The 17,215-nt window shown below is 50.3% G+C and carries 15 protein-coding genes; all 15 read left to right on the top strand.

Annotated features, from left to right (window positions below):
• The first annotated feature begins 61 nt into the window (after window positions 1-61).
• The 15 genes from pckA (at window position 62) to QU660_RS04995 (ending at window position 16,996) form a co-directional block, all read left to right on the top strand.
• Window positions 62-1,672: a phosphoenolpyruvate carboxykinase (ATP) gene (gene pckA, locus QU660_RS05065; protein ID WP_304945460.1), complete on the top strand. Its 1,611-nt coding sequence runs from the start codon at window positions 62-64 to the stop codon at window positions 1,670-1,672.
• Window positions 1,673-2,051: 379 nt separating this feature from the next.
• On the top strand, window positions 2,052-2,192 hold the full coding sequence (locus tag QU660_RS05060; protein WP_304945459.1) for a hypothetical protein: 141 nt from the start codon (window positions 2,052-2,054) through the stop codon (window positions 2,190-2,192).
• A gap of 38 nt (window positions 2,193-2,230) precedes the next feature.
• A complete protein-coding gene (gene ilvN / locus QU660_RS05055) occupies window positions 2,231-2,734 on the top strand; it encodes an acetolactate synthase small subunit (RefSeq protein ID WP_304945458.1) in 504 nt (167 codons plus the stop codon).
• Between the two features lie 86 nt (window positions 2,735-2,820).
• Entirely contained in the window at window positions 2,821-3,867 is a 1,047-nt protein-coding gene (gene ilvC, locus QU660_RS05050; RefSeq protein WP_330693154.1) for a ketol-acid reductoisomerase, read from the top strand.
• A gap of 194 nt (window positions 3,868-4,061) precedes the next feature.
• Window positions 4,062-4,892 (top strand): GGDEF domain-containing protein, encoded by an 831-nt coding sequence (locus tag QU660_RS05045; RefSeq protein ID WP_304945456.1) that lies wholly within the window; start codon window positions 4,062-4,064, stop codon window positions 4,890-4,892.
• 219 nt (window positions 4,893-5,111) lie between these two features.
• On the top strand, window positions 5,112-6,365 hold the full coding sequence (locus tag QU660_RS05040) for an MBOAT family O-acyltransferase (protein ID WP_304945455.1): 1,254 nt from the start codon (window positions 5,112-5,114) through the stop codon (window positions 6,363-6,365).
• Window positions 6,366-6,380: 15 nt separating this feature from the next.
• Window positions 6,381-7,667, top strand: coding sequence for an alginate O-acetyltransferase AlgX-related protein (locus QU660_RS05035; protein ID WP_304945454.1), 1,287 nt, complete (start codon window positions 6,381-6,383; stop codon window positions 7,665-7,667).
• Window positions 7,668-7,686: 19 nt separating this feature from the next.
• Window positions 7,687-8,403: a polyphosphate polymerase domain-containing protein gene (locus tag QU660_RS05030; RefSeq protein WP_304945453.1), complete on the top strand. Its 717-nt coding sequence runs from the start codon at window positions 7,687-7,689 to the stop codon at window positions 8,401-8,403.
• Between the two features lie 12 nt (window positions 8,404-8,415).
• Window positions 8,416-9,099 carry a DUF4956 domain-containing protein gene (locus tag QU660_RS05025; protein WP_304945452.1) on the top strand — a complete coding sequence of 228 codons (684 nt, stop codon included), beginning with the start codon at window positions 8,416-8,418 and terminating at the stop codon, window positions 9,097-9,099.
• A gap of 12 nt (window positions 9,100-9,111) precedes the next feature.
• The gene (locus QU660_RS05020) at window positions 9,112-10,731 is read left to right on the top strand and encodes a CotH kinase family protein (protein WP_304945451.1); all 1,620 of its coding nucleotides are present in this window, start codon (window positions 9,112-9,114) and stop codon (window positions 10,729-10,731) included.
• 2 nt (window positions 10,732-10,733) lie between these two features.
• Window positions 10,734-13,070, top strand: a complete 2,337-nt coding sequence (locus QU660_RS05015) for a glycosyltransferase family 2 protein (protein ID WP_304945450.1) — start codon at window positions 10,734-10,736, stop codon at window positions 13,068-13,070.
• On the top strand, window positions 13,067-14,119 hold the full coding sequence (locus tag QU660_RS05010) for a glycoside hydrolase family 5 protein (RefSeq protein WP_304945449.1): 1,053 nt from the start codon (window positions 13,067-13,069) through the stop codon (window positions 14,117-14,119). Before QU660_RS05015 ends, QU660_RS05010 begins: the two co-directional genes overlap by 4 nt.
• 40 nt (window positions 14,120-14,159) lie before the next feature.
• Complete coding sequence (locus tag QU660_RS05005) at window positions 14,160-15,227, top strand: serine hydrolase domain-containing protein (RefSeq protein ID WP_304945448.1); 1,068 nt, start codon at window positions 14,160-14,162, stop codon at window positions 15,225-15,227.
• A gap of 45 nt (window positions 15,228-15,272) precedes the next feature.
• Entirely contained in the window at window positions 15,273-15,518 is a 246-nt protein-coding gene (locus QU660_RS05000) for an acyl carrier protein (RefSeq protein WP_304945447.1), read from the top strand.
• A gap of 2 nt (window positions 15,519-15,520) precedes the next feature.
• Entirely contained in the window at window positions 15,521-16,996 is a 1,476-nt protein-coding gene (locus tag QU660_RS04995; protein ID WP_304945446.1) for a class I adenylate-forming enzyme family protein, read from the top strand.
• The last annotated feature ends 219 nt before the right edge of the window (window positions 16,997-17,215 follow it).

The following is a 17,215-nucleotide window of genomic DNA, read 5'->3' as shown; positions in this document are numbered from 1 at the left end:
GAACTTAACCCCGAGAAATCTGTGCATTTGCACGAGCGGAGGACAGAGGAGGAAAAGGTACATGAGTAAGCTTGATTTAAGCAAGTATGGCATTACCGGGACAACAGAAATCGTACACAATCCGTCATATGAGTTGCTCTTTGAAGAGGAGACCAAGGCGGGTCTCGAGGGCTTCGAGAAGGGACAGGTGACCGAACTGGATGCCGTTAACGTGATGACGGGAATCTACACGGGACGCTCCCCGAAAGACAAGTTCATCGTCATGGACGAGAACTCCAAGGATACGGTCTGGTGGACCTCCGATGAGTATAAGAACGATAACCATCCGGCTTCCGAGGAGGCTTGGCACGCAGTGAAGGAACTCGCAAAGAAGGAGCTTTCCAATAAGCGCCTCTTTGTGGTTGATGCTTTCTGCGGTGCAAACAAGGACACCCGCATGGCGGTTCGCTTCATTGTCGAAGTGGCGTGGCAGGCACACTTTGTGACCAACATGTTCATTAAGCCGACTGCGGAAGAACTCGAGAACTTTGAGCCGGACTTCATTGTCTACAATGCGTCGAAGGCAAAGGTTGAGAACTACAAGGAGCTCGGACTCAATTCCGAGACCGCGGTTGTTTTCAACATCACGACCAAGGAGCAGGTTATCCTGAACACTTGGTACGGCGGCGAGATGAAGAAGGGTATGTTCTCGATGATGAACTACTACCTGCCGCTTCGCGGTATCGCTTCGATGCACTGCTCGGCAAATACCGATATGGACGGCAAGAACACCGCAGTGTTCTTCGGTCTCTCCGGCACCGGCAAGACCACGCTCTCCACGGATCCGAAGCGCCTTCTCATCGGAGATGATGAGCACGGTTGGGATGACTCCGGCGTGTTCAACTTTGAGGGAGGCTGCTACGCAAAGGTCATTAACCTCGACAAGGAGTCCGAGCCGGATATCTACCGTGCAATTCGCCGCGACGCGCTTCTTGAGAACGTGACGGTCGATGCAAACGGCAAGATTGATTTTACCGACAAGAGCGTCACGGAGAATACCCGTGTCTCGTACCCGATCGATCACATCGAGAAGATTGTTAAACCGATTTCCCACGGTCCGGCTGCGGAGAATGTCATTTTCCTCTCGGCAGATGCATTCGGCGTATTGCCGCCGGTTTCCATTCTGACCCCGGAGCAGACCAAGTATTACTTCCTGTCCGGCTTTACGGCAAAGCTCGCAGGTACCGAGCGCGGCATTACCGAGCCGACCCCGACCTTCTCGGCTTGCTTCGGCCAGGCTTTCCTGGAGCTTCATCCGACCAAGTACGCGGAAGAACTCGTGAAGCGCATGGAGCAGAGCGGTGCGAAGGCTTATCTCGTGAACACCGGCTGGAACGGCAGCGGCAAGAGAATTTCGATTAAGGATACGAGAGGTATCATCGATGCCATCCTGAACGGCGATGTTCTGAAGGCACCGACGAAGAAGATTCCGTTCTTCGACTTTGAAGTTCCGACCGAACTGCCGGGTGTGGATCCGACCATTCTGGATCCGAGAGATACCTATGCGGACAGCGAGGAGTGGACCAAGAGAGCCAAAGATCTCGCAGATCGTTTCATCAAGAACTTTGCAAAGTATGAGGGCAATGATGCCGGCAAGGCACTTGTCGCAGCGGGCCCGAAGACCGAGGCATAAGACGTACTTGAACGAAAAAGGAACTGTGCAAGCGCACAGTTCCTTTTTGCTGTATTCAACTTGTATTCCGTTTTCGGATCCGCGCGACAAACTTCCGGAATCACAACATAAAATAATTATGTAAATAATAGGGGCGCACGCAGGTCGATCCGGCATAGGATGCGAAAGAGTTGAAAGAAGAATGGGTTAACATAATCAAAATATGAAAACTATATAGTTCCGAGCTAAATTGCGCATTCGGTGGACAGAATTGTTCTGCCATAATATGCTTCCTTTTGCATCTTATATAATAAGGAAGAAACAGGGATCAAGATTGCTGAACAAGAGACGAAAATTAAAATAAGGACCGAAAAAAGAAAGCTGTCATTTTTGTGACCTTTTGGGAAAACTGACAGAATTTTGGGAAGAGATGTATAATGCTGTGTTTTTTGCACAAAAGAAGAGCGGCAGAGAAAAGAGAGAACAACAAAACGCAATGCGGACGCTTGTTTGGGAAATTTGGGGCAAGTTGACTTTTTGAAGACGCGTTGCTATCATAACTTGCGTATAACGGAGGAGATGGAGATGAGAGTCGTTTTTTCGCTTTTGATGGACAACACACCCGGTGTTCTGAGTCGCATTGCCGGATTGTTTACGCGCAGAGGGTATAATATCGAGAGCATTACGGCCGGTGTCACCGCGGATCCGCGTTACACGAGAATGACGGTTGTCTCAAACGGCGATGACGATGTACTGGAGCAAATCGAAAAGCAGATTCGTAAGCTCGAGGATGTCAAAGATATCAAGCGCCTTCCGGAGGATAAGAGCGTTTACCGCGAGCTTATGATGGTAAAAATTCGGGCAAACGCAGATCAGAGAGAATCGGTGCATGCGGTGGTGCAGATTTTTCGCGCGAGCATAGTGGATGTGGCAAAGAGTTCTCTCACCATTATGCTGACCGGAGATCAAAAGAAACTGGATGCGTTGCTCGCTTTGCTGGAAGAGTATGAGATTTTGGAACTTGCGCGAACCGGTATCACAGGACTTGCGCGCGGCGCGGATGATATCAAATATCTGCCTTAAGTGAGGTTATCAGAACCGGATTCTTTCGCGGACTGAGAGTCGCAGAATTCGTTCTTTTTTGATAATGCGTTTGTTACTCAAAACGGATGGAACAGATGGAGGAGAGTAAAATGGCACTGAAGATTTATTATCAGGAAGATTGCGATGTTTCTGTTTTAAAGGACCACAGAGTGGCAATCATCGGCTACGGCAGCCAGGGACATGCGCATGCACTGAACCTGAAGGATTCCGGAGTTGAAGTTTGCGTCGGTCTCTACGAGGGCTCCAAGTCGAGAGAGAAGGCTGAGAAGCAGGGCATTACGGTTAAGACCAATGCCGAGGCAGCGAAGTGGGCGGATATCATTATGATTCTGATCAACGATGAGCTGCAGGCGGATATGTACAAGAAGGATATTGAGCCGAATCTCGAAGAGGGCGACATGCTGATGTTTGCTCACGGCTTCAACATTCATTACGGCCTTATCACCCCGCCGAAGTTTGTCGATGTCACGATGATTGCGCCGAAGGCACCGGGCCACACGGTTCGCAGCGAGTTCCTTGAGGGCAAGGGCGTTCCGATGCTCGTTGCTGTTGAGCAGGATGCAAGCGGCAAGGCACTGGAGAAGGCACTTGCTTACGGTGCTGCAATCGGCGGTGCGAGAGCGGGTCTGCTTGAGACCACCTATCGCATTGAGACCGAGACCGATCTCTTCGGTGAGCAGGCGGTTCTCTGCGGCGGTGTTTGCGCACTGATGCAGACCGGATTTGAGACCCTGGTGGAAGCCGGCTACGATCCGAGAAATGCGTACTTTGAGTGCATTCATGAGATGAAGCTCATTGTCGATCTCATTTATCAGTCCGGTTTCGAGGGCATGCGCTATTCGATTTCGAATACCGCTGAGTTCGGTGACTACATCACCGGACCGAAGATCATTACCGAGGAAACCAAGAAGGCAATGAAGAAGGTTCTTGCTGACATTCAGGACGGAACCTTTGCAAACCAGTTCTTGGTTGATATGAGCCCTGCCGGTCGTCAGGCACACTTCAAGGCGATGCGGAAGAAGGCTTCCGAGCATCTCTCTGAGTCTGTCGGTAAGGAGATCAGAAAGCTTTACAGCTGGAACAATGAAGACTCCAAGCTGATTAACAACTAAAGGTAAAGACAGAAAAAGAGCGATGGAAGAGTCTGTTCCAGCGCTCTTTTTATTCAAAAGCCCACATAAATATAGAGAAAGTTTACAATTTGTTTACAGTTTTGTCATTGTCATAGACGAACGGACGTATTTAAGGTATGCTCTTCTGCAGATATCTAAGCGTTGACGCAACAAGAGGTTCAGAGGTAAGGGCTATGAGAGACAAAGCGGATTTGATGATCAAATGCCTTGAGTTCTTGCAGAAGGATAGCTCCCGGAAGGGGATAGAGCGCATTCTGCGTACAGTGTCACGGTATTTCAATTTGCCGGCACTCGCACTGATTCTTGTACAGGGCGGGACAGAAGAGCGCATCTGCTACCGTGCGCAGTATCCCAAAAAGATTCGGTTTGCATTCCGATTGCCGCTGGAAAATCGGGGAAGAACCATGGGGGTTCTGTTGGTCGGGTGCAGCTCCTTCTTTCAGCATTTGTTCATTCGTAAGTTTTGCCGTTCCTTGGCATTATTGTTTGCCTTGGAACTCGGCAATCGGAAGCGCGAGCAGACCCTGCGCCGGGAAGCTCGTTTGGATTCCAATCTGGAGATACACAATCGGAACGCTTTGGAAGTCAAGAAGGCTGTGCTTAGGAAACGAAATGCACCGCGTTCCGTTGCTGCAATCTATTTGGATTTAAATGGCTTGAAGGAGATTAACGATCGCCACGGACATGAGGCGGGAGATCAAATGCTCCGACGGGCGGTGGACTTTTTCGCCGCCTTTTTCCCGCGCGAACATATATACCGCGCCGGCGGAGATGAGTTTGTGATTTTGGAATCCGGACTTCAGAAAGAAGAGTTCCGCGCACGCGCAAAGGAATTGCAGCAGGCGCTTTCGGCCAATACTACCCCGAAGGCGGCTATGGGGACTGCTTGGCGCGCGCGAGAGCGCTTTGTCGAAGAGGCCATCAAAGAGGCCGATCACAATATGTACCGGGACAAAAACAGCACACGGGGACATGACCGCGTGACGCTTAGAAGACAGCTATAAATCACCGTAATAAAGGGGAGACGCATGGTATTTTCGAGCATCACTTTTTTGCTTTATTTTTTGCCGATTACTTTTTTGGTCTATTATCTTTTTGCGTTTTCTCGGCCGTTGCAGAACATATGGTTGGTGATTGCCAGCCTCTTGTTCTATGCCTGGGGTGAACCGATTTACGTATTCCTGATGCTGGCATCCATAAGCTTCAACTGGCTTTTCGGTCTTATGCTGATGTTGATCCGGAAAGACAATGTAAAGGTACGCCGACTGGTGTTAACCGCGGCCTGTGTCTTGAATCTCGGGATGCTCGGCGTTTTTAAGTACGCCGGTTTTGTGGTTGAGACCGTAAACGGCATCATGGAGCGTCCCTTCTTACCTTATCCCAATATTGTTTTGCCCATCGGTATTTCATTCTTTACCTTTCAGGCTCTGTCCTATGTCATTGATGTCTATATGGGCAGTGCGGAGCCGCAAAAAAATCTCCTCGATATCGCACTTTATGTTGCTTTCTTCCCGCAGCTCATTGCAGGTCCCATTGTCAAATATTCGGCAATCGCGGAACAGATCAAAAATCGACGCACGGATTTCACGATGTTGACGGAAGGAATCTGCCGCTTTTCGGAGGGTTTCTGCAAAAAGATACTGATTGCAAATAACCTCGCGGTCATTGCCGACACGGTATTTAACCTGACCAAGGGAGGCGATACCTCTATCCCGGTGCCCATGCTGCTTGCTTGGCTCGGTGCCGTGAGCTATATGTTCCAGCTCTATTACGACTTCAGTGCATATTCCGACATGGCGATTGGTCTTGGCCTTATGTTCGGGTTCCGTTTCTCGGAAAATTTCCGTTATCCCTTTGTGAGTCGTTCCATCCGCGAATTCATGACGCGCTGGCACATCAGCTTGGCTTCTTGGTTCAGTCAATATGTCTACAAACCGCTCGGCGGTGCAAACACCAAAAAGAAAGATGTGATGATTCGTAACCTCTTTATAGTCTGGCTTTTAACCGGACTTTGGCACGGCGCGAACTGGACCTACATCTGGTGGGGACTCTACTTCTTTATCTTAATCGTATTTGAGATTGCGTTCCGGCTCGATGAGAGAGAGGGACATGAAGTGTTGCGCCATGTCTATGTGGTTGTCGCGACCGTATTTGCCATGGTGATATTCCGTTGCGAGACGGGAGAGCAGATGTCCCTCTTTTTTGCGGATCTCTTCGGGCTCGGCGGAAACGGTTTCTACAGTCCTGCGGTTGTCATGTTCCTAAAGGAGTACGGTATTTCGTTGATTGCAGCGGTGCTGTGCGCACTTCCGCTTCGAAACTATATCTTGGAAAAGACCGAAGACAGCGAGGGACATGAGATTTTCTACCGAAGTTGCGGTGCGATTTACGTCATCGGGCTCGGTGCTTGTATGGTGTTTTCCATCGCAATTCTCGCAAAGGGCGGTTACAATCCGTTCATTTATTTCAACTTCTAAGGAGCAGACGATAAGATGAAACGATATCAAGCAGTCTTTTCGGCGCTCTTTCTCACGGGCCTTTTTTCGCTCTCAGCGTTGAACCTATACCGGGAGAGAGCTGTACTCAAAGCAAAGTTTGATGACATTGCCCGTCCCAAGACAGCTTCCGAATTGAAAAGCTACACGCGGCAGTTGGACGGTGTGCTCTCACAGACGTTGGTCGGCGGACACCGCTGGAATGAGCTTTACGGAACTGTATATCGCGCGATCGGAAAGAATGAGGAGAACTCGTTCAAGTATGTGCGAGACAAGGACTCCGTACTCTATGCGGGAAACTTCTATAACACCTCAAATCTCAGCGCCCCCGGAATTGCGGGACGTATGCGCCGCCTGCAGGATAGCTTAAAGGACAAGGGGACCAAGCTCGTGGTCATCATGTATCCGACCAAGTATCGCGAGGATTGGTCTCGGGGCTACTACGGCATCCCCTACAATAACTTTAATGCCTACGGAGATGAGGTGCTTCGCTACTTAAGGCGCTATGATGTGGATTATATCGATGTGCGCGATGTGTTTCGCGAGGCCGATATGAAGGCGACGGAGATATTTTATCGCACGGACCACCACTGGACGGTGCCTTCCGCTTTTTATGCGACGGGCAAAATTGTGGATCATCTGAACCGGAAGTACGATGCGAACTTGGATCCGGACGGCTTTTACCGAGATCTCAACAACTATACAATCGAGACTTACGGGAATATCTACATGGGGTCGCAGGGAAGAGACGCGGGACAGCTCTATTCGGGCGAGTTGGATGATTACAGCTTTATCTTCCCCAAGTTTGACACGCAGTACCGCTATTACTGCCGTTATCGCGGTGGCAGAGAAGGCTCAGCAGAAGGCGATATGGAGCAAGCTCTCATTTCGCGCAAATATCTGAATAAGAAGGATCTCTATGATCGAGAGATGAACAACGGCTATATTCAGGGTGTCGTTCGTTTCGATCAGATTGACAATAAGTTGAACCCGGACGGGCCGTCGGCGCTCTTTATTCGAGATTCCTATTCTTCTCCGGTTGCCACCTTCCTTTCGCCGATGTTCTCGCGCATTGAGTTACTCTGGTCGCTGCACTATAACCCGAGCGGGAAAGGCAGTATTCAGGAAATGCTCGAATCCAAGCATTTCGACTATGTTTTTGTGGCACTCGCGTTGGATAACTTTACCAACGAGGGCACGCCTTTCTTTATTGAAGATCCGAAGGCGGCCGAAAACGGAGATGAAGATGTAGTTGGGCAGGGCAAGGATCCCGCCGCACAGTGAGAGAGGAGGAGAGAAACCGATGGGCATTGCGGCAGAAGTCAGCCGTGTGGAACGAAAGTTTGTCTTGCCGGTGAAAGTCGCCGAGGATCTCTACGGGCGGCTGCGACTGCTCTTGCCGGGAGATCCGTTCCAGGGGTATGCGCCTTATAACGTACGTTCGCTCTACTTTGACTCGTTTTATAACGAGGACTATGTCGATAAAATGGACGGACTTGAATATCGAAAGAAGATACGAATCCGCATCTATAGTCCGGACGACCAAAAGGCAAAACTCGAGCTTAAACAGAAGCAGGGCGAGAATCAGCACAAGCTTTCACTCAGCATCACGCGGGAGCAGGCTTATGAAATGATTGCCGGGAACTATGAGTGCCTGCTCCGTGAGGGCTCGGAACTCGCAGAGAATATCTACGGCATCATGGTAAAAGAGCAGTATCGTCCGGCTGCTTTGATTCAGTATCAGCGAAGAGCCTTCGCAGTGCCGGTCAACAGCATACGCATCACCTTTGACAGTCACATTGAGACTGCCGAGGGAAATTTCGATTTATTTTCAAAGAGCCCGGCACTGTTTTATCCGGCGGACAGTCAGAGTTTTGAAGTGCTGGAAGTGAAGTACAATCATTTTTTGCTTGGCTACATCAAGGATGCACTGCAGCTCGCCGACCTCACGGAGGAGAGTTATTCCAAGTATGTTGCGGGCAGACGTTACGGTTTGTTGCCGGTCATCGGCAGAATGTAAAGGGGGAGAATCATGAGAAACGCACTGTATCAGTATTTATCCGCGCAGTCGGGGACGCTATCTACCGGCGAGATTCTGATGAGCTTTATCGCAGCCATCATCATTGCGGTGGTCATCTTTGTCAGCTATCAGTTTTCGCACGCAGGAACCGTTTACAGCGCTAAGTTCAACGTGTCTCTTGTTATGCTGACCATTGTGACGACTTTGGTTATGAGTGTTATCGGAAATAACGTCGCGCTGTCCCTCGGTATGGTCGGTGCGCTCTCTATCGTGCGTTTCCGTACCGCTATCAAAGATCCCAGAGATACGGCCTATATTTTCTGGTGCATTGCCGCGGGTATTTGCTGCGGTATCCAGGATTTTAAGATTGCCGGAATCGGTTCGGGTGTCATTTTCCTCGTTCTTTTGGTGCTTGGCAATGTACGCTCCAATGACCGCTATTTGTTGATTGTTCGCGGCAGCGGCAAGAGTGAGGAGGTCATGAAGACCATCAACGAGTACTATGAGCACAAGGCGCAGTTCCGCGTGGATAACTCCGAAAAGAACAGAACGGAACTTATCTATGAGATTTCCGGGAAACTTCGCGAGAAGTGCCTGCAGAAACATGAAGGCAGAGAAATCAAGGATGTGCTCTTCCGTTTGGAGGGGGTTGAGGCGGTACACCTCGTCTGCCAAAACGACGAGATTACGCGCTAATCGGGCGGTACAATGAGAATACCAACAAAGAAAACACTGGTAGCGGCAGGTATTGTCACGGCGGTGCTGGGCATTTTTGTCTTTGTCTTTTCCTATACCAAAGCAGCGCTCTCCATGCACTATCGCAGCTACCAGCACGAGGTACATCAGAACGCGGACAGCAGCCTGGGACCCGACAGTATGCCGGGAGACGGGAGTGTGGATGTCGCGAGCTTTGAGACGCATCTTCCGATTGTTGTCCTCGATATGAACGGTGACGAACCCAAGGATATCTATCATATGGTCGGCACTGCGCAAAAACGCGAATATCGGGATCCGAATGTGACGGATCCTTGGATTCCCGTGACCTTTACCCTGGTCGACAATGCAAATGATCACAATAAGATTACAGATTCGCCTTCCTTTGTAAATCACGGTAAGATTAAGCTGCGCGGTGCGTCCTCTCGTTCCTTCCAGAAGAAACAGTACGGCATTAAGTTGTTGGACGATGACGGACAAGAGTTGGAGGCGCCTCTACTCGGCATGGATGCGGATGAAGACTGGGTACTCTCCAACAGTATTTTGGATGCGAGCCAGATTCGTAATTACACCGCATATAACCTCGCGGGACAGCTTATGCCGTTTACGCCGGAATGCCGTTTTGTGGAGATGTTCATCAAGGACGGTGAGAGCTATAATTATCGCGGCCTCTACCTTTTGACCGAGCCGGTCAAGCAGGGAAAGGGGCATGTCGATATTCAGGATTACAATCCGCGCGACAAGCGCCCGGCTGTCATTCTGGTGCGCGACCGTGCGGATGACACTAAGACAACGCTTTCGACTTGGGCTTCCGATCAACAGCTTACGTACGGTTGGTTTACGATTAAGTACCCGAAAGAGGAACTGCTCACACCGGAAGTCATTCAGAAGCTTGAAACGCAGCTCACGGAAATCGAAAAGACGCTCTACAGCGACAACTATCGTCAATTTTTGAGCTATCCGCATCTCATCAACCTGCCGAGTTTTATTGATTACTTCGTGATTAACGAGTATTTCATGAACTACGACTCGGGTGACAACTCAACCTATTACTATGAGGATCCCGCACATCAGCTCAGCATGGGGCCGTTGTGGGATTACGACAACTGTTGGGACAATTATAAGTTTGCGGCAGGCGGCGCGGAGTATATGGTCATGCCGGAACGCCCCTGGTTTGAGCGCATGGTTCAGGACCCGGATTTTGATGCGAGAGTGGTGAGCCGTTACCGAGAACTGCGAAAGGGCATTTTCTCCGATCGAAACATCATGCAGTTTATCGATAACACGGTCGCGTATCTTGGCAACGCATCCAAGCGAGACCGCAGTCGATGGAGAGAAGTCTACTTGGAGAATCATCAGTTGGCATTGGTGGAAGAGGGACACGGCTATGTCATAGACCGGAATCGTGACACCTATGAGGAAGAACTGGTGCGCCTCAAGGATATGATTAAGGGGCACGGCAAATGGCTGGACCTCTACATGGATGACTATCTGAACGGCTTTATTAAGGAGCCGCTTGCGGAGCGCAGTCGTGAGACCTACGCAAACATTGCGCTTGCCTTCCTGTTAATCTTCATTGCGTCCGCCTACCTTCTGGGCAAGAGAGTGAAATAAACATGTACGAGAAACACGAATTCAAAGTGATTACCGAGAAGATTCCGCTCTATACACCGCCGGATGAGACGAATATCAGCAAGAAGAAAAAACAACCGATGTATCTCGCCTGGATTGTGGGACTCATTATCGTAGTCTACGGCGCTTGGCGGATGTTCTTTACCCTGCCTTCCGTGTCACAGTACGGTTGGATTGCATTTGTCGGCGGTGTTTTTCTGCTTCTTGCGGAGCTGTTCTCCTCGTATGAGGCGCTGACCCACTATCTTTCGCTCCGCAATGTGTATGAGCCGGAGATGCCGGTGGTGCCGCACGAGCTCTTTCCGGATGTCGATGTCTTTATCTCGACCCACAACGAGGAGACCGATATTCTGTTTAAAACGGCAAATGCTTGCGCGGCCATGGACTACCCGGACAAATCCAAGGTCCATGTATTCCTCTGTGACGACACCGACAGACCTGAAGTGGCTGCGCTTGCCAAAGAACTCGGCGTGGGTTACTTCGGCCTCAGCAACAACAAGCATGCGAAGGCGGGTAATATCAACAATGCGTTGAGTCGCACAAGTTCGCCGCTCATCGCCACCTTTGATGCCGACATGATTCCGAAGAGCAACTTCTTAATGGAAGTGGTGCCGTATTTCTTTCTTCCCATTATGGAGAAGAAGGCCGACGGTACTTGGGTCGTGAAGCCGGAGGAAGAGCAAAAGAACTGCGGAAAAATCGGTTTTATTCAGACACCGCAGGTCTTTTACAATGCCGATTTGTTTCAATACAACCTTTATGCGGAGAAGCGTGTCCCGAATGAGCAGGACTATTTCTTCCGCGAGGTAAACCTCGGCAAGAACCGCACCAATGCGGTGCTCTATGCAGGTTCGAACACGATGATTTCCCGTGAGGCCCTCGAGGGCGTCGGCGGTATTGCGACCGGAACCATTACCGAGGACTTTGAGACCGGACTTCGCATCGAGGCCTTGAATTTTCGCTGCTATGCGGTGAAGAAGCCCCTCGCGCAGGGACTTGCGCCGATTACCATCGCCTCGCTGATTAAGCAGCGTGTGCGCTGGGGGCGCGGCTGCATTTATTCGCTGCGCAGAATCCACCTGTTGACCAACCCGGCCTTTTCTTTGAACCTGAAGCTGAGCTATTATGCCTGCCGCGTTTACTGGGAGAGCTTTTCCAGGCGTTTGGTCTATATTCTGTCGCCTGTGCTCTTTTTGCTGCTTGGCATTCCCTTGGTCGTGATGAACCTAAAGCAGCTGATTTTCATTTGGCTGCCGTATTACATCTGCTACAGTTATCTGCTGAAGAAGGTCAGCTCGGAAATCCGAGACACACGCTGGAGCAATACGATTGATACGATTATGTTCCCGTATCTTCTGATTCCGATCTGGGCAGAGTTCTTCCATATCAATGAGAAGAAGTTTTCGGTTACGGCAAAGTCGAGATCTTGGAATGACAACAACGAGTTTTATCTTGCGATTCCGCATATTTGTCTCTTGGTGGTCTCGCTGGTCTCGTTGCTCTTTGCGGTACAACAGCTCATCATCAATCGTGCTTTCGGTCTGATCATCATCATTATGTGGATGCTCATTAACTCCTTCAGTCTCTTGATGGCAGTCTTCTTTATGCGCGGGCGCGTCAACGAGCGCGAGTTTGAGCGCTTCGACTGCGACCTTCCGTTGGAAGTGAGAGCCGAGGCAGAGAGTGAGGACTGCTTCAAGGCGCGTGTCGTCAATATTTCCGAGGGCGGTTTTGCTTTTGAGAGCAAGGAAGCGCTCCCGATTCCGACCGAACGGGGCACTGTGCTTCATTTCGTGATTGAAGACAGAAAGTACCGCGCCCATGTCAGCGGTAAAATTGTCGCGGTCAGCAAACCGAAGCGCGGCAAGGTCTGGACCTATCGGGTGCAGCGCATCGGTGAAATGAGCACTGCGGAGAAACGGGAGTTTTTCCAGATTGTGTACGATCGCTTGAATCCGCTGCCCGAAACATTAGCGGAGGACACGAGCTATTTCGACGATATGCTTCGCGCGATGGAAGAGGGGAGCAAGGACAGAGAGCCGCAGCGCAGAACCATGCCGCGTTTCCGAGTCAGAAGTAAAGAGACCCTCGAAAACGGTGTTGTCGTCATGGTTGAAGATCTGAACTTCAAATATGTCCGTGTGCGCCTGGTCAAGGGGGATGAGATTCCGAATCGTTTCGTGCTTTTCCGGGAGAGCGAATACCCGATTTCGTGTGAGAAGAGCGATATGCGCGAGGGACTTTACAGTATCCTGAACAGTGAAGCTCTGCTCGAAAATCAGGCGTTTTTGGACAAACTAAAGGAATGGGGAAAGAAATGAGCACAGCAAACAAAAAATCATGGAAGGCCGGCATTGTTGTGCTCGCAGGCGTTCTGGCATCTGTCTTTGTCGGCGGTTGCTTTTACGCAAGGGCAGAGGAAGGTTGGAAGGGTGTCAGTGCCTACGGACAGCTCAGTGTTCGGGACGGTAAACTGTACAGTGCAAAGGCAAATAAAAATGCACAGCTGCGCGGTATTTCGAGCCACGGACTCAGCTGGTATCCGGAGTTCACAAGCCGTGAATCGCTTCATACGGTTAAACAGTGGGGCGCGAATTTGTTCCGTGCGGCTATGTACACGGATCAGGAGGGCGGCTATCTTTATGAACCGGATGCTGCGAAGGCAAGGCTCTATACGGCGGTGGACAATGCACTTGCGGAAGATATGTACGCGATTGCCGATTGGCACACGCTGTACGATAAAAACCCGCTTGACCATGTGAAAGAGGCAAAGGCATTTTTCGGTGAAGTATCTGCACACTACGGGAACAATCCCGGTGTGATTTATGAAATTTGCAACGAGCCGAACGGTGACACGAGCTGGGCGGATGTGAAACGCTATGCGGAGCAGGTGATTCCCGTCATCAGGAAAAATGCGCCGAATGCGATTATTTTATGCGGAACGCTGGATCATTCCGCGAATCTGGAAGGTCCGCTGAACGATCCGATTGCTGATCCGAATCTCATGTATAATCTTCACTTTTACGCGGATGTATCCAAAGAAAAACACTTTAATTCCGTTTATGAGGAGAAGTTGATTCGGGCAAAACTCCCCATTTTTGTGAGTGAGTGGGGGATTGAATACGGAAAGTTCGATGATGCGCATATCAAGAGTCCGAGAGACAGTCGCCTTTCTTTTCAGGAGGCCAAAGAATTTGCCGCTTTTATGAAGAAGAACGATATTTCCTGGACCTATTGGTCGCTTTCCAATAAGGCAGAGGCACACAGCATCGTATTGCCGAGCTCCAAGAAGAAGAGCGATTGGGAGAGCAAGGATTTGACACCTTCCGGTACTCTGGTACGCAGTCTGCTTTCGGAAAAGGAGAACTGAGTTGAAGAGCAAACATCTATTTTCTTTGGCGTCCGTAGCGATGTTTGTAATCGTCATCGCGTTCGGTGTTCGAATTTACCGGGTGGGTGGCAGTGCGCGCAAGGAGAAGGCGCATTGGAAGAAGTTGGATCGCATTCTTAGCGAAGCGAACTTCGAAGGGAGCTACCTGCTTGCAAAAGACGGTAAGATTCTCATTTCAAGCGGAAGAGGAGATCTTTCTTACGATAAAAAGAAGGTTCCCGATGAGAAAAGCCAGAGTACCGATCCGGAGAACGATCCCAACAAAATCGGGCGTGAGTCGACCGTTGCCATTAACTCGTTGACAAAGCAGTTTACCGGTGTTGCGATTTATCAGTTGGCAAACGAGGGGAAACTCTCACTGGATGCCACAATCGGAACCTATCTCAGTGATTGCCCCTACGGTGACCGCATCACCTTGAAACAGTTGCTCGAGATGAAGTCCGGTCTCCCGGATTACGCGGAGGAGCAAGCGCTGCGCGATAAATACGGCGACGAGATTTACAGCGGTATGGATCCGGCTTCGCTCCGTGCGGATATCATGGCCCTTACGCTCAAAGAAACGCCGGGGGAGAAGTTTGAATACACCAATACAAACTACTTCCTGCTTGGCCTTATTATCGAAAAAGTGAGCGGCGAAAGTTATGAGAACTATATCACCGCGCATCTGCTGAAACCGATCGGTATGCGTCACACGGGGTTTGACTGGAATCTCGCCGCGGTGCGGCCTTTCGATCCGAGTAAGCAAGGAGACGGCAGAGAGTTCTCGCATGTCTTTACTTTTTCGGCCGGTGAGATGACCTCGACGGTTCTGGATCTCTATCAGTGGCAGAAATATCTCTACGGAGGCGGGTTCCCCGGTATTGTGCCGCAGGAACTGTTTACGGACGGCGGCTATCACATGGGCCTCAATGAAAAGGAAGGTGTATTCCGTCACGCCGGCGCGACACATTTGTATCGCTCCAATATGCTTTATGATACGAAGACAGGAGATCAGGTCATTCTTCTCGGCAGAAGTCCGGAAAGCGATTTAAATGATTTAACGACTGCCTTAAAAGAATGGATTGATGAGTTGGATGCAGCCCACTGAGTGGGTTTGTAATATCTGTTTTATTTCGGAAAGGAGATTTGTGATATGGAACGTGAAGAAGTGATTGAGAAGGTAATTGCGGTTATTCGTGATGTGATGGATGTGGCCCAGGTTGAGATTGATGAGGATACCGAAATGCAGGAGGACCTCAGCATCGATTCGCTGGACTTCTACAGTCTGCTCGGCGCACTGGAATCGAATTTCCACATCCGCATGCCGGAGAAGGAACTCGCAAATACCGAGACAGTCGGTGATGTTGCCGACGCTGTGATGCGTCGCATGGAGAAGTAAGTATGAATTTTGTCGGCGTATTAGAAGAAATTGTCGCTTGCTATCGGGAGAGAGAGGCATTTATCTGCCGAGACGCAGCGAGCGGCGAGTTGAGCAGTGTCAGTTTTGAGGGCTTTTGGTCTTCTGTTTCCCGCGCCGCGACGTATTGGACGGAGAAGCGAAAGGCTCTCCCGCAGGATGAGCCGTTCCGCGTGGGCATTGCGGCGGATAATTCCTATCCTTACTTTGTCGAGTATCTCGGTGTCATTGCCGCGGGCGGTGTCTTTGTTCCGTTGAACCAGAGCTTCGGCGCGGAACGTGTGTTGGAGTTTGCGGCGGAAATCGGCATTCCCTATATGTTGGCGGGGGCTGCGCAGCTTGCGGACAGCGAGTATGCGGCCGAACTTACGGCTGCGTATCCGCCGGGGCGTTTGTTGCCGCTCGATGAGGTCTTTGCGGCGAGCGAACAGTGCGAGCCGCTTACAAACTTGCACAAGGGCGAGCCGGATGACACGATACTCATGCTCCTTTCTTCGGGCACCAGCGGTCGCTCTAAGATTGTCGAGATTACAAACGAGAATCTTTCCGCGTATCCGAACGAAGTGTTTGAACAGCTTCGCCCGGCGCGTGAGAGCGGTGAGCTTCATCACTATGAGAATTTAATTGTGTTGCCGCTGTTCCACATCGGCGGTGTGATTCCGATTGTGGGCGAACTGGCGCGCGGTAACAGTCTTTTTATCAGCAATGCACGGCAGTTCCTCCAGGATCTCGGTGCGCGTAAATTCGAAAAGCTCATTGTGGCACCGGCCATGATGAAACGGATACTGGAACGCGCCGAGAAGAACGCAAAGGTTGCGGAAATCTTGGAATCCGTGCGAGAGGTACTTTGCCTCGGAGCGGCCATGAGCCCGGTGCTCATTCAGGCGCTGCACGATCGCGATATTTTACCGCGCACCTACTACGGACTCACCGAGACCACGGGAACCGTGACCTATCGCGGACCGTATCGCGACGGTGCTTGCTGTACGGTTGCGGACTTTTGCGAAATCAAAATCGAGGACGAGGAGATTTGCGTCCGCGGTAAGAATGTGATGAAGGGTTACTATAAGAACCCGGAAGCGACGGTAGAGGCCATTCGTGACGGCTGGTTCCACACCGGAGACCTGGGACGTATCGATGCGGACGGTTACCTCTATGTGACGGGACGTCGGAAAAATATCATCGTGCTCTCGAACGGTGAGAATGTGAGCCCCGAAGTTCTCGAGGACAAGATTTACGCGTGCCCGCTGGTTGATGAGTGCGTTGTCTATGCGGACGGAGAGGAGATTGCGGCGAACATCTTCTCGGTTGCGGCGGCAGCGGATGAGACTAAGGCCGAGGAAATCAGAGCTTTTGTCAAACAGCTGAACCGGACACTTCCGCGTGTCGAACAGATTCAAAAACTGAATCTTTCCGCAGAGGAACTTCCGAAAAACAGTACCGGAAAACTACTGCGATAACATAAAGAGTGCAGCGCTTCTCGTAAGCGCTGCACTCTTTTTTTTTATAAATATGCCGATTTGAAATTCGAGTAAAATATCGGCTTTGTATATGATTTCGGTAGAAACCTAAAATTGTATGTATAATAGTAAATAATCTGCATAATGTTTGGAAATGTAAGCAAAATAGTTTTTATTCAAAGCAGAGCTAGAGAATAAAAATCAATAAAAATTAAGAAG

This window comes from Stomatobaculum sp. F0698, from assembly GCF_030644385.1.
Lineage (GTDB): Bacteria > Bacillota > Clostridia > Lachnospirales > Lachnospiraceae > Moryella.
Note: the sequence above shows the minus strand (reverse complement) of the source record. Positions and strands in the feature narration are given on the sequence as shown.